At 66.6% G+C, this 13919-nt stretch carries 13 protein-coding genes; 1 reads left to right on the top strand and 12 read right to left on the bottom strand.

Going from position 1 to position 13919, the window contains the following annotated elements; translation table 11 throughout:
• Positions 1-8: 8 nt before the first annotated feature.
• The 8 genes from A5740_RS11365 to lon form a co-directional block, all read right to left on the bottom strand.
• Positions 9-599, bottom strand: coding sequence for a hypothetical protein (locus A5740_RS11365; RefSeq protein WP_076194089.1), 591 nt, complete (start codon positions 597-599; stop codon positions 9-11).
• A gap of 22 nt (positions 600-621) precedes the next feature.
• On the bottom strand, positions 622-873 hold the full coding sequence (locus A5740_RS11360; RefSeq protein WP_076194088.1) for a hypothetical protein: 252 nt from the start codon (positions 871-873) through the stop codon (positions 622-624).
• Positions 873-1733, bottom strand: coding sequence for an oxygenase MpaB family protein (locus A5740_RS11355; protein ID WP_076194086.1), 861 nt, complete (start codon positions 1731-1733; stop codon positions 873-875). The genes A5740_RS11360 and A5740_RS11355 overlap by 1 nt, the downstream gene beginning before the upstream one ends.
• 13 nt (positions 1734-1746) lie before the next feature.
• The gene (locus tag A5740_RS11350) at positions 1747-1971 is read right to left on the bottom strand and encodes a hypothetical protein (RefSeq protein ID WP_076194084.1); all 225 of its coding nucleotides are present in this window, start codon (positions 1969-1971) and stop codon (positions 1747-1749) included.
• Between the two features lie 73 nt (positions 1972-2044).
• A complete protein-coding gene (locus A5740_RS11345) occupies positions 2045-2434 on the bottom strand; it encodes a nitroreductase/quinone reductase family protein (protein WP_076194082.1) in 390 nt (129 codons plus the stop codon).
• A gap of 9 nt (positions 2435-2443) precedes the next feature.
• A complete protein-coding gene (gene cycA / locus A5740_RS11340) occupies positions 2444-3874 on the bottom strand; it encodes a D-serine/D-alanine/glycine transporter (protein WP_076194080.1) in 1431 nt (476 codons plus the stop codon).
• A gap of 27 nt (positions 3875-3901) precedes the next feature.
• Complete coding sequence (locus A5740_RS11335) at positions 3902-4693, bottom strand: lysophospholipid acyltransferase family protein (RefSeq protein ID WP_076194078.1); 792 nt, start codon at positions 4691-4693, stop codon at positions 3902-3904.
• Between the two features lie 37 nt (positions 4694-4730).
• The gene (gene lon / locus A5740_RS11330) at positions 4731-7070 is read right to left on the bottom strand and encodes an endopeptidase La (RefSeq protein WP_076194076.1); all 2340 of its coding nucleotides are present in this window, start codon (positions 7068-7070) and stop codon (positions 4731-4733) included.
• Positions 7071-7255: 185 nt separating this feature from the next.
• Between lon and A5740_RS11325 the strand changes: the two genes are divergently transcribed.
• Complete coding sequence (locus A5740_RS11325) at positions 7256-7453, top strand: hypothetical protein (protein ID WP_076194075.1); 198 nt, start codon at positions 7256-7258, stop codon at positions 7451-7453.
• A gap of 10 nt (positions 7454-7463) precedes the next feature.
• Here the strand turns inward: A5740_RS11325 and A5740_RS11320 are convergent, their stop codons facing one another.
• From A5740_RS11320 to A5740_RS11305, 4 genes are all read right to left on the bottom strand, one after another.
• The gene (locus A5740_RS11320; protein WP_254849145.1) at positions 7464-9029 is read right to left on the bottom strand and encodes a molybdopterin-dependent oxidoreductase; all 1566 of its coding nucleotides are present in this window, start codon (positions 9027-9029) and stop codon (positions 7464-7466) included.
• A gap of 78 nt (positions 9030-9107) precedes the next feature.
• A complete protein-coding gene (locus A5740_RS11315; protein WP_371454744.1) occupies positions 9108-10124 on the bottom strand; it encodes an esterase family protein in 1017 nt (338 codons plus the stop codon).
• Positions 10125-10243: 119 nt separating this feature from the next.
• Positions 10244-11677: a mechanosensitive ion channel domain-containing protein gene (locus tag A5740_RS11310; protein WP_076194072.1), complete on the bottom strand. Its 1434-nt coding sequence runs from the start codon at positions 11675-11677 to the stop codon at positions 10244-10246.
• Complete coding sequence (locus A5740_RS11305; RefSeq protein WP_217696693.1) at positions 11674-13869, bottom strand: adenylate/guanylate cyclase domain-containing protein; 2196 nt, start codon at positions 13867-13869, stop codon at positions 11674-11676. Before A5740_RS11305 ends, A5740_RS11310 begins: the two co-directional genes overlap by 4 nt.
• Between the last annotated feature and the right edge of the window lie 50 nt (positions 13870-13919).

The following is a 13919-nucleotide window of genomic DNA, read 5'->3' as shown; positions in this document are numbered from 1 at the left end:
TGCCATCACTAGGGGACGTCTGTGTAGTGCAATGTGTAGCCCTCGGCCGAGAAGGTGAAACCTCGCCCGGTCAACTCCCGCACACACGACACCCCGGACTGCTCCTGGACGTTGCAACGAAACCCCGCCACGGCGAGCACACTTCCGAACGGCAGCACCACGGCCTCCGACTGTGTGAAGTCGCGCTCGGCCAGGGCGGCGAAGTGGGCGTCGGTGTCCTGGTCGAGCACAAGGGCATTCGGCGTCGCGGTCTGCCCGGTCTCCCCGGCCGGATCCGGTACTTCCGTGGGCGCCCCGGTCACCCCGATGGCCGAGGTGCCGTCGGCCTGCTGGCACCCGGCCCGGTCCCGGGGCAGGATCGCGCAGCGCCACCGCCCGCTGGGGGTGCTGAAGTAATAGCCCTTGCGACCGTCGACGTCGAGTGCGTAGTCGGCCGCGTTGACCAGGTGCGCGGTGCCGAAGACCGGTGGCGGCGCCGTGGTGCTCACCGCCGGGGGCGGTGCGGCGTCGTCGGTGTTGATGACGCTTCCCGACGCGCATCCGGAAAGCGCGGACGCGGCGGCTCCAACGATTGCACAGACGACCAGGCAAGCCTTCACGAGGGAAGACCCTAGCGGGCGCTCACATCGCGATGCAGATGTCGGCGCCCAGCAGCAAGAACGGCCACAGCAACGTCACCTGACCGAACGCGACCAGGTCGGCGCCGGCCGGAAACTTGGTGAACAGGCTGGTTTCGATCAGCTGTACCTGCTCGGGGTGGAAGAACGCGAACACCAGGCCGATCGCCAGATAGGGCAGCGACAGCCACATCAACGTCTCGAGCACCTGCTCGACGCTGGCCTGGTAGCTCAGGATTCGGCGCAGCCGGCCCATCAGATCAGTGCCTTGTCGGCGGCCACGCGGCGGCGCACGTCGGCGAGCAACAGGTAGCTGCCGCCCTGGCGGATGAACACCGGCAGGAACCGGTTGCCGAAAGCCACGAGAAGAAACAGCCATTCGAACAGTCGTTGGCGACGGCGACCCCACGTGAAGCCGACGGCCTCGCGGAACGCCGGCGCCAAGAACCCCGCGGTGAGGAATCTCAGCAGTGGCCGGAACGGAATTCGCAACAGCGGGGTGATCATCCGCAGGTCTACGAGATCGTGCAGGTACTGCCTGACGACGTCGTCCATCGCGACCTGGGCGCACGCCTGGTCCCAGTAGGTGTCGAACTCGGCCCGGGTTGCGGGCCACTGCTCGGGGCTGACCTGCAGCGTGGTGCCCAGGGTGGCCGCCGATTGGTAGAACTGCTCGGCCTGGGTCTCGGTCATCTCGCCGCGCAGCAGTTGATAGACGTCTTCCAACCCGACGAACAGGCAGGCCGCCACCCACAGTTGCAGGTCGCGGTCGAAAGCGTTGTACGGCACGGGACTTGCCGGTCCGGACCGGACCTGACGGTGGGCCACGTCGACGGCATCGCGGAAGGCGGCCCGGTCCTGGGCAGTGCCGAGGATGGCCACGGCCAGATAGCTGAGTGTGGTGCGGGCCCGTTTCCACGGGTGTTTGAGCAGGTTCCCGGACTCCACCGGGCTCTCCACGACGCCGTAGCCGACGCCGGGCCGGGACAGTTGCATGATCACGTTGGCCGCGCCGGCGGCGAAGCCCCACAGATCCATCGCATCGGCGACGGTGACGTCCTGGTCGGACCACCGTGCGGTGCGTCGGGTGATCGAGATCCGGTTCTGCACAGGCATTCGCCGTTCCTCCTCAGCTCATGCACACGTTGGTGAACAGCAGCACCGGCCACGACACGATGGCGCCCAGGAAGGACACCACGGCATCGGCACCACGCATGTCGGCCAGGTGGCCGGTGTGCGTGAGTGACCAGATCAGGCCGATCAGCAGATAGGGCACAGCGAGGATGATCGCGGTACCGATCCACTCCGCGATCGTCATCCGGAACTCGAGGATCTTGCGTACTGCGGTCAGCATTCGAGTGGCCCCCGTCGTTGTCAGGCAGCCCCTATGTTAACGATCATTCTCAGTCGGTACGGCGAAATTGCCGTCAGTCGAGGTCGACCCGGATGGTGAGCAGGTCGCTGCCCATGACCCGGACCACCGCGCTGTTGAGTGCCGGTAGTTCCTTCAGGCGGGTGACCGGGTCGTCGTCGGGCAGCAGGTGCGCCGTGCCGGTGCGCCAGGTGCCGTTGATCCGTACCCGCACAGCCGGATTCGCCTTGATGTTCAGCACGTAGTGGGAGCGGTCGCCGTGTTCGGAGACCATCCAGAACTGGCCGTCGACGAGCCGGCCACCGACGGCGGTGCGCCGGGGTTGGCCGGATTTGCGGCCGATGGTCTCCAGCATGGTGATCGGCAGTTGCCGGCCCACCGGGTTTACGACGAGGCGTTGGGCGCCGTGGACGATGCGGCGCTTGAGGTCACCAAGATCCACCATGGGATCACCCTAGTCGGAATCCGGGGACTCCAGATTGGCACGGAATGCGGCTTCGCGGGCAAGATGGCGCGGCCGTCTGCGCAGCACGGCCCAGGCCACGGCGAGCACGATGAACCAGATCGGGGTGACCAGCAGAGCCTGTCTGGTGTCTTCCTTGAGCGTGAAAGCGACGATCAGGAAGACGAAGAAGGCCAGGACGACGTAGCACATCGCAATACCGCCGGGCATCTTGAACTTCGACGTCTCGTGCAGGTACGGCCGCCGTTTGCGGTACACGAGGTAGCTGGACAGGATGATCGTCCAGACGAACATGAAGCACAGCGACGAGATCGTGGTGACGATCGTGAAGGCTTCGATGATCGAGTCGCCCACGGCGACCATCACCACGCCCGAGAGCAGGAACACCCCGGACAGGAACAGGGCGTTGGCCGGCACCCGGCGGGTGGTGAGCCGGCCGAACAGGGTCGGCGCGTCGCCCTCGGCGGCCAGGCCGTACACCATCCGCGAGGTGGAATAGATGCCCGAGTTGGCCGACGACGCCGCCGAGGTGAGCACCACGAAGTTGACCACCGACGCGGCGATGCCGAGGCCGGCGAGGGTGAACATCGCCACGAACGGGCTGTGCTGCGGGTCGATCAGACGCCACGGGGTGACCGAGATGATGATGATCAGGGCGGCGACGTAGAACAGCATGACGCGCACCGGGATCGAGTTGATCGCCTTCGGCAGGTTGCGTTCGGGGTTCTTGGCCTCGGCCGCGGTGGTGCCGACCAGTTCGATGCCGACGAACGCGAAGGTCGCGATCTGGAATCCGGCCACGAAACCCATTGGGCCGGTGGGGAAGAAACCGCCGTCGTTCCACAGGTTGGCGAAGCTGGCGTGCGAGCCGCCGGGGGACTTGAAGTGGGTGAACACCATCACCAGGCCGACGACGATCAGCGCCACGATGGCGACGATCTTGATCAGGGCGAACCAGAACTCGGTCTCGCCGAAGGCCCGCACGGTCGGCAGGTTCAACGCGATCAGCACCACCACCGTCGCCAGCGCCGGAATCCACAGCTTCAGATCCGGCCACCAGTAGGCGACGTATCCCGAGATCGCCACCACGTCGGCCACGCCGGTGACGATCCAGCAGAACCAGTACGTCCAGCCCGTGAAGAAGCCGGCCCACGGGCCGAGAAGATCGGCGGCGAAGTCGGCGAACGACTTGTAATGCAGGTTGGACAGCAGCAGCTCGCCCATCGCCCGCATCACGAAGAAGAGCATGAAGCCGATGATCATGTAGACGAAGATCACGGACGGCCCGGCCAGCGACACCGTCTTGCCCGAACCCATGAACAGGCCGGTTCCGATCGCACCGCCGATCGCGATGAGCTGGATGTGCCGGTTGGACAGCTGGCGGGACAGGTGCCGTTCGCCCGTGATTGCTTCTGACGTCACGCCCGACAGGATTGCATGCGCCCCGTCTCAGCCCAGCACCGGGAACCGCCGTTTCGCCGCCAGTCGGTCCATGGCGGTCTGCATCACGTCGCGGATGTGCGCGTCGACCTCGGCGACATCGGGATCGGGACCGAAGCGGGCCGTGATGTCGATCGGCGGCAGCACTTCGGTGACGACCTTGGTGGGTAGCGGCAGGTTGGGCGGCACGATGACGCTGAGCCCGAACGGCAGGCCGATGCTCACCGGCAGGATGTCCAGCCGGAAGCGGGGCAGGCCGAGCCGCTTGGCCAGCCAGTTTCCGCGGGTGAGGAACAGCTGGCTCTCCTGGGCCCCGATCGACACCGTCGGCACGATCGGGACACCGGCCGCGAGCGCGGTGCGGACATAGCCGGTGCGGCCGTTGAAGTCGATCGTGTTCGCCTCCGCACTCGGCCGGTAGGCGTCGTAATCTCCGCCCGGGAACACCAATACGACCGCCCCGGAGCCCAGGGCGGCCGCGGCGTTCTCGCGGCTGGCGTGGACCACCCCGAGCCGTCGAAACAGCGCACCGGTCGGCCCGAGTAGCACGCCGTAATGGGCCAGGGTGTAGAGCGGGCGCCGGTATCCGAAATGGCGGTAGAACGCCGGGGCGAAGACCAGGACATCGGGAGTCAGCATTCCGCCGGAATGATTCGCCACCACAAGCGCCCCGCCGTGGCCTGGAATGTTCTCCAGGCCACGGACCTCGGAGCGAAACCACCACTTCGCGATCGGGGCGGCCAGTGACTCCGCCTGCCGGGTGACGACCGGATCCCACTGATCGAGTTCGGTGTCGTCCATCGTCGCTCCCGTCGTTGGGTCGCAGACGGGATACCCACTATGCGGCGACCGATGCCGCCTCTCGCATCGGCTCGAGCGCCTCGGCGATGATGTCGGCCACGTCGGTCATCGGTTTGACCTCCAGCGCTTCGAGCACTTCGGCCGGCACCTCGTCCAGGTCGGGTTCGTTGCGCGCCGGGATGAACACGGTCTTCAATCCCGCCCGCTGTGCCGCCAGCAGCTTCTGTTTGACCCCGCCGATCGGCAGCACCCGGCCGTTGAGCGTGACCTCGCCGGTCATCCCGACATCACCGCGGACCTGACGTCCGGTGGCCATCGAGACCAGTGCGGTGACCATCGTGACGCCGGCCGAAGGACCGTCCTTGGGCACCGCGCCGGCGGGCACGTGCACGTGGATGCGACGGTCCAGCGCCTTCGGATCGACACCCAGCTGCTCGGCGTGGGCGCGCACGTAGGACAACGCGATCTGCGCCGATTCCTTCATCACATCACCCAGCTGGCCCGTGAGTGCCAGTCCCGCTTCACCGTCGTTCGCACTGGCCTCGATGTAGAGGACGTCGCCACCCAGACCGGTGACGGCCAGGCCGGTCGCCACCCCGGGCACCGCGGTGCGCTCGTCGGATTCGGGGGTGAACCTCGGACGGCCCAGGTACTCGACCAGATCCGGCTCGTCCACGATGACCGGGGCCTCGGTGGAATCCAGTTTCGTGGTCACCTTGCGTAACGCCTTGGCCAGCAGCCGCTCGAACTGCCGAACGCCCGGCTCGCGGGTGTAGTCCGCGGCGATCTTGCGCAACGCCGCGTCGGTCACCGTCACCTCATCGGCGGTCAGGGCGGCTCGGTCGGCCTGCCGTGGCAACAAATAGTCACGTGCGATGGCGACTTTGTCGTCCTCGGTGTAGCCGTCGATCTGCACCAGCTCCATGCGGTCCAGCAGGGCGGACGGGATGTTCTCGATGACGTTGGCCGTCGCCAGGAACACCACGTCGGACAGGTCCAGGTCCAGATCCAGGTAGTGGTCGCGGAACGTGTGGTTCTGCGCCGGGTCCAGCACCTCCAGCAGCGCGGCCGACGGATCGCCCCGGTAGTCCGAACCCACCTTGTCGATCTCGTCCAGCAGCACAACGGGATTCATCGAACCCGCCTCGCCGATGGCCCGCACGATGCGTCCGGGCAGGGCTCCGACGTAGGTGCGCCGGTGACCGCGGATCTCGGCCTCGTCGCGCACACCGCCGAGGGCGACGCGCACGAACTTGCGACCCAGCGCCCGCGCGACGGATTCACCCAACGAGGTCTTGCCGACCCCGGGTGGACCGGCCAGCACCATCACCGCGCCGGAACCGCGTCCGCCGACGACGGCCATGCCGCGCTGGGCGCGGCGGGCCCGCACGGCCAGATACTCGACGATGCGGTCTTTGACGTCGTCCAGCCCGTGGTGGTCGGCGTCCAGAATTTCCCGTGCCCCCTTGAGGTCGGTCGAGTCTTCGGTGCGCTCGTTCCACGGCAGGTCCAGGACGGTGTCCAGCCAGGTGCGGATCCAGCCGCCCTCGGGGCTCTGCTCGCTGGACCGTTCCAGCTTGCCGACCTCGCGCAGTGCCGCCTCGCGGACCTTGTCCGGCAGATCGGCCGCTTCGACGCGGGCCCGGTAATCGGTTTCACCTTCCTGGCCGTCAGGTCCCAACTCGCCGAGTTCCTTACGGATGGCGTTGAGCTGCTGGCGCAGCAGGAATTCCTTCTGCTGTTTGTCCATGCCGGCCCGGACGTCCTCGGCGATCTTGTCGTTCACCTCGACCTCGGCCAGGTGCTCGCCGGTCCAGTCGATCAGCGACCGGAGACGACGGCTCACGTCTACGGTTTCCAGCAGTTCGCGCTTCTGCACGTCGGACAGGTATGAGGCGTACCCGGCCGTGTCGGCCAGGGCCGACGGATCGGTGATCTTGTTGACCACGTCGACGATCTGCCAGGCCTCACGACGCTGCAGCATGGCCAGCAGCAGCTTCTTGTACTCGGCCGCCAAGGCCTTGGTGTCCTCACTCGAGTCGATGTCGGCCACCTCCTCGACCTCGACCCACAGCGCGGTGCCAGGGCCGGTGGTCCCGGACCCGATGTGGGCACGGCGTTCGCCGCGGACGACGGCAGCTTCCACACCGCCGGGCATGCGACCGGTCTGCACGATCGACGCGATCACCCCGTGGGTGGGGTAGCGGTCGTCCAACCGCGGGGCGATCAGCAGTTTTCCGGCCTCGCTGGCTTGCGCTGCGCCCACCGCGGTGCGGGCGGCGTCGTCGAGTTCGACGGGCACCACCATTCCGGGCAGCACGATCGGCTCGCTCAGGAACAGGACCGGCAACGCATTCGGCGTTGTTTGTTCAGGCATCGAACCTCCAAAGTTCAGTCTGATGCGCTCAACCTTGTCGGCTCGGTGTTTGTTCCCGGCCTGCCCGGTGGGACGGTTCGCCGTGGGTGAACGCAGACCGAGGTGGCAGCCGGGCCGATCCGGCCGTCGACGGGTGTGTGTCTGCTCCGCCGGTGTGACCTCGACCGGCGCTTAGCATCCGACCCATGAACCGGGGATTTGTCGTGACGCTCGCGATCGGCGTCATCGTGGCGCTGTTCGGCCTGATCTGGGCGCTGCAAGGATTCGGTGTGCTGCAGGGCAGCCCGATGAGCAACACCACCACGTGGTCGGTCATCGGCCCGATCACCGCGGTGATCGGGGTGGTGGTCGCCGTCGCCAGTTGGCGCAAACTGCGGGGCTAAGTCCTCAGGGCTAAGCCACGGTGAACGTCACCGAATGCCACCCGGTCGCGCCGTCGGGCACAGGTGCGGCCTGCTCCGCGGTCTGGACCGCGCCGGTGTTGTCGGTGGCGCGCACGGTGATCGCGTGGTCTCCCGGGTCGCTCGCCTGCCAGGGCAGGCTCCACAGCCGCCACGTCTGAGCGGAATACGCGGCTCCGAGTTGGGCCGGTAGCCACGGGCCGTCGTCGATCCGGACCTCGACGGCGCGGACGCCGCGGTTCTGCGCCCAGGCGACGCCGCCGAAGGTCGTCGGACCCGGCGGCACTTTCTGCCGCTGTCGCGGTACGTCGATACGGGATTCGGTCTTGATCGGACCGCGCGGCGCCCAGCCCTGCTTGGTCCAATACGCCTCGGACCGGTCGAACCGGGTCAGCTCCAGGTCGGTCACCCATTTGGTGGCCGACACGTAACCGTAGAGGCCGGCCACCACCAGTCGGGCCGGATAGCCGTGTTCCACCGGCAGCGGCTGACCGTTGAGGCCCACCGCCAACAGGGCGTCCCGCCCGTCGTGCAGGGCCTGCACCGGGGTGCCCACGGTGAACCCGTCGACGGCGGTGGACAGCAGCATGTCTGCCTCCGGGTGGATTCCGGCGTCCCGCAGCAGATCTGCCACGCGGTACCCCGTCCACATGCCCGTCGAGATCAGCTCGCCGCCCACCGGATTCGACACACAGGTCAGTGTGATGACCTTCTCGACGACCTCGAACCGGTCCAGGTCGGCAAAGCTGTAGGTGATCTCACGGTCCACCATGCCGTGGATGCGTAGCCGCCAGTCCTCACGGCTGAGCTGCGGAACGCTCAGCGCGGTGTCTATCCGGTAGAAGTCGGCACTGTCGGTGAGGAAACTCGGCAGGGCCACGCCGGTGGGCTGAACGTCCGCGGGCACCGGTGCCGCCGGCGCGCGCGGTGTCGGAAGCGTTGCGCCGTTACGTTCTGCGGCCACCGAGGTGACCAATCTGCCGATTACGGCGCCGACGATTCCACTGGTGACACCGACGCCGAGCACGCCGGCGGTGATCAGCCAGCCACGTCTGCCCGCGTCGACGTTGTCGGGTGAGTCATCGGGTGAGGCATCGCGGGAGCCGGCCGGGGCGGTCCACAGCCGGCCGGCAAGCCACCGCAGCACGGCCACCCCGGCGGCGGTGCCGATCACCGTGGGCACCACGTCGAGCGCAGTCGCACCGGCGCGAGACAGCACCGCCGCACATCCGAGGATTCCGGCGACGACGAAGATCGCGCTGCCGAGCGGGCGGCGGCGGGTTTCGTAGGTCGCGGCAAGGGCGGCGACGGTGGCGATCACCACAAGTACGGCGACGGACAGAAAAAGTTTGTCCGAGGTACCGAGGGTTCGGATTGCCCACTCTTTGACCGGCCCGGGTGTCAGGTCGACGATCGCCGAGCCGACCGCGCTGCGTGGATCGGCCTGTGACGAGAACCCGACGCCGACGAGTTGCGCCACGCCGAGCGCGACCGCGGCGGCGGCGACCCCGCCGAGCATCCGGGTGTTCGACGTGGGCGTCGGCGAGGGCTGGACCATCGTCACCAAACTACGCCCGCACACCAGCAGGGAGCCTGCCGCTGGGGGTTACGGCAGGCTCCCTGGGTGGGTGGATCTCTAGGTGGCCGACTGTGCGCCGAGCACCCGTTGGATATCGGGCTTCATCTGCTGTAGCTGCTGGCCCCAGTAGCCCCAGGAGTGGGTGCCGTTGGACGGGAAGTTGAACACCCCGTTGGTGCCACCGGCCGCAATGTAGTTGTCCCGGAACGTGATGTTGGTGCGCAGCGTCAGACCTTCGAGGAACTGTGCGGCCATCAGGTTGCCGCCGTTGGTGCCGGCGTCGAGATCCGACGGGGTGCCGGTGCCGCAGTAGATCCAGACCCGGGTGTTGTTGGCCACCAGCTGGTTGATGTTGACCATCGGGTCATTGCGCTTCCACGCCGGGTCGGTCGACGGGCCCCACATGCTCTCGGCGTTGTAGCCGCCGGCATCGTTCATCGCCAGGCCGATCAGCATGGGCCACCAACCCTCGGAGGGGTTCAGGAAGCCCGAAAGTGTTCCGGCATAGATGAACTGCTGCGGGTGGTAGATCGCGTAGGTCAGCGCAGCGCTGCCCGCCATCGACAGGCCGACGACCGCGTTACCGGTCTGCGACACGCCGCGATTGGCGGCCAGCCAGGTGGGCAGCTCCTGGGTCAGGAAGGTCTCCCACTTGTAGGTGTAGTCCTGGCCGTTGCCCTTCGAAGGCTGGTACCAGTCGGTGTAGAAGCTGGACTGCCCGCCGACCGGCATGACCACCGACAGACCGGAGTCGTTGTACCACTCGAACGCCGGGGTGTTGATGTCCCAGCCGTTGTAGTCGTCCTGCGCGCGCAGGCCGTCGAGCAGGTAGACCGCATGCGGTCCGCCGCCCTGGAACTGGACGCGGATGTCGCGGTTCATCGACGGGGAGAACACGTCGAGATACTCCACCGGCAATCCCGGCCGGGAGAACGCGCCGGCGCTGGCCGACCCGCCGACGAGCCCGACCAATCCGGGCAGCGCCAGTGCCGTAACGGCTCCAACCATCAACCGGCGCAGCCACATCTTCGGCGCAGACCCCGCTGTGCCACGCATGTTTCTGAGGAACTTCATAACGGCAACCAACCCACCTTTCTTCGCCACAAGCGTTTGCCGTCGCTTTGTGAGCAAAGTGAACCACGCGCCACACCAGTCACACCGGTAACGGCGCCGCGGTGCGTGATCGCGGTTGGCTAACGATTGGAACTCGGTGCCGAGACCGAAGCCGGCCCGGGAGTGGAGGTCGACACCTCGCGAGCGGTTGCCCGACGTTCCTCGATCATCCGGCCGATCTCCTGAAGTAGCAACGGATTCCGCAATACCAGCCGCTCCAGGAAGTCGCGCTCCACCTGGAGCAGCGTGGTTTCCACGGTCGCATGGCCGTCCGCGAGTGTCTTCTCGCGGGTCAACGTCGATTGGCCGAGGAAATCCCCGCCGATCAGGGCGCGTACCGGAGCGATCGAGCCGTCTCTGCTCGCAACTGTCACCTGGATCCGACCCTCGACGATGAAACTCATCCGGCTCGGCACCTCCCCGGCGAACTGCACCTGTTCGCCGGCGCCGAACCGGGCCAATCGGCAGTGGCGGCGCAGGTCCTGCTGTTCGGTGTGGCTCAACCGCAGCGCCGGCGCGATCTCGCGTACCGCCCTGTCCATCCGTTCCGGGGTGCTGAAATCGTCGACCGCGTCGTCCAGATGCAACTCGGCCCGCCTCGCTGCGTACCAGACCCAGCGAAGAAAGGTGGATCTGGCCGCGCCGTCGTCGGCGGGTGAGCGCAGCGGTATCGACGTTCGATATTCGTTGCGGCCCAAGGCGACCGAGGTCGGCACGGCGCCCGGTCGTCGCTGCGGTAGCCGACCGCCGATCTGGTTCAGCAGCCGACACACTTCGTCGGGCGCGTCTGACGTGCCGAACACCGTGGTGACCGAGAGGGAGTGTGACGACGCCGGACGGCTCAGGTTGGTGAACGAGGCGCCGGCCAGCACCGAGTTCGGCATCACCTGCATACCGCTGCCCGTGTCGATGTGTGTGGCGCGCCAGTTCACTTCGACCACACGTCCACGCGCCGACGGGGTGTCGAGCCAGTCACCGAGCTCGAACGGCTGCTCGAACAACAGCAGTAGACCGGAGATGATCTGGCCGACGGAGTTCTGCAAGGCCAGGCCCAGCACGATCGAGCTCACCCCGAGTGCGGTGAACAGTCCGCCGACGTTGGCGCCCCAGACATAGGCGAAGATCATGCCGACCCCGACGGCGATCAGCGCGAACCGGGCCACGTCGAGGAAGATCGACGGAATCCGCTTGCGCCAGCTGCCTTCCGGCGCGCCCTGGAACAGGGTCGCGTTGAGTCCGGACAGCAGCAGGATCATCACCACGAGACCCAGGACGGTGGCGACGATCCGGACGGTGGTGGTCTCTGCCGAGATCTCCCCACCTTTGATCAGCAGGATCAGCAGTGCGGCGAGCGGAAGAATGTAGTTGCGCAGCAGACCGACCGGCCGGGCCAGGTAGCTGCTGCGTCGGCTCAGTGCATTGTGCAGCTCGGTGAGCACCACCAGCCCGACCGGTAGTCCGACGGCCACGGCCAACGCCCAGTAGAACCAGTCGGTCTCGAGCACACTTCTCATGACTGGCGGTCCACCAATCGCCAGATCGGTACTTCGACATCGTTGACGGTGACCGATCCCACGGAGGTGAACTGCCGGGCATCCTGCGTGGCCTCACGTACCCGGTCGGTGACGTACACGCCGGCTTGGGGTGCCCCGCTCTGCACCTGGTAGGCGAGGTCGACCGCCGATCCCCACATGTCATAGGCCAGGTTGGACCGGCCGATCAGGCCGCTGCCCACGGTTCCGGTGTCGATGCCGGCACGCAACCGCACGTCGTATCCGGACTCGTTGCGATATCGGTCGACGATGCGCTGCATCTCGATGGTGAAGTCCACGGTGCGGCGGATGTTGTCGAGTCTGGGCACGGTCAACCCGCAGCTGGCCAGGTAGCCGTTGTGTAACGTGCGTACCGGTTCGACACCGAGATTCTCTGCTGCCGAATCGAATTCGCGGATCAGATTGTTGACCATCGCCAACAGGTCGTCGGCGCACAGATCGGCCGAAAGCTCTTCGAGCCCGAGCAGATCGGCGAAGACGACGGTGACGTTCTGGTGGTCCTGGGCGATGTTCTCCTCGCCGTCGCGGTATCGCTGGACGACCGGTTCGGGCATCATCGACAGCAGCAGCCGGTCGTTCTCGTGACGCTGTTCCTCGAGCAGGTCTTCTTTGATCCGCAGATTGCGGCTCATCTCGTTGAACGCGATTGTCAGGTCGCCGAATTCGTCACGGGAGAGAACCGGCAGCGAGACCCCCAGCTCACCCGAGCTGATCTGGTGGGCACCGGCCTCCAGCCGGCGCAGCGGCCGGACGAAGAACCGGGCCAACAGGATCGCGGCGACACACACCACCAGGATGATCGCCACGGTGGACAGCACCAGGGTGCGGGTGAACGAGGTGACCGGGGCGAACGCCTCGGCCGTGTCGATCTTGGCCACCACTACCCAGTCCAGGCCGGGCAACTGCACCGGGGCGTAGGACATCAGGGTCTCGTTGCCCAGATAGTCGATGTCGACGAGCGTTCCCGATTGACCTCGCTGCGCCAGCCGGGACGCCTCGTTGGCCACCGGTTGCACCATCGTGGTGCCACCCTGACGAATGGACTTCTCGGCCACGTCGGGGGCTGTCCCGGCCTCGACGACCTCGTGTTCGAAGCGTTCGGGATCTTCGATGAACAGTCTCGAGTTCGACCGCATCAGCCCGTCCGGGCCGACGAGATAGGACTCGCCGGTCTCACCCATGCCGACCCGTTCCCACTTGCTGCCCGCGGTCATTATTCGGTTCACCCCGCGGATCGGGAACTGCAGGGCCAGGACGCCGGCCACCCGGTCGCCCGTGCGGATCGGGGCGACCATCCAGGCGGTGGGGCCATTCGCGGGCAGGTAGGCACCGAAGTCGGTGACGCCGATGTAGTCGAGGGCGTTGGACTCGATCGCCTGCTGGTATGCCTGGGTCAGCGCGGTGCTCTTGTACGGCCCGGTATAGATGTTGGTGCCCAGATCGGGCCCCTTGTAGGCGTTGTAGACCACGTTGCCGCGGGTGTCGAGAAGCAAGGCATCTTCGAACCCGAATCGGGTGACGATCGTGCGGAAGTAGTCGTTGAACCGGGCGTTGGCCGCCGACCAGTCGCTTCCGTCGCGCGCGTCGTCGCTGGTGATCGCCTTGGCTCGGTCGTCAAACGGTGCCGTGTAGGCGGCTTGCAGGTGGATCTGGGCATTCGATGTCGGGATCAGTGCCGCGACGTCGATCTGGTTGCCCGAGGCGGTATCGGTGCTTCGGTCGAAGCGCTTGCGGTAGTAATCGGAGACGGCCTTCTGCTCCTCGGGCGTGACCGGTTTCTTGCGCAACTCGTCGAACGCCGTGGTAAACGCCGCCGTCGCCTCGGCCGCCGTGGCCCCACGGGTATACACGACCAGCGAGTTCCTCAGGTAGCGGTACTCGGACTCCAACTGCCTGGCCTGCGCCGCGCGAGTCTCGGTCAACCGGTCGAACACCGAGTCCCGCAGCGAGCTCCGACCTGACTGATAGCCGATGACACCGACCACCGCCGCCGAAAGCATGCTGGTGATCAGCAACATCGCCAGGAGCTTGGACTGGATACTGATGCGCGACAGCGTGCTGCGCCGGCGGAATTTCGCGGAGAATTCGGTCTGAGCGGAGGCTACCGGCTCGGACGCTGCTCGCTCAGACGCTGCCTTCTCGAAAATAGACATTGAAACCAAACATAACGCGGGTACGCGATATTGGCGGCATGGTCGGCGAT

Origin of the sequence: Mycobacterium sp. GA-1841 (genome assembly GCF_001954135.1) — a bacterium.
Classification (GTDB): domain Bacteria; phylum Actinomycetota; class Actinomycetes; order Mycobacteriales; family Mycobacteriaceae; genus Mycobacterium.
The sequence above is the reverse complement of the archived record's forward strand: the minus strand, read 5'-3'. Positions and strand labels throughout refer to the sequence as shown.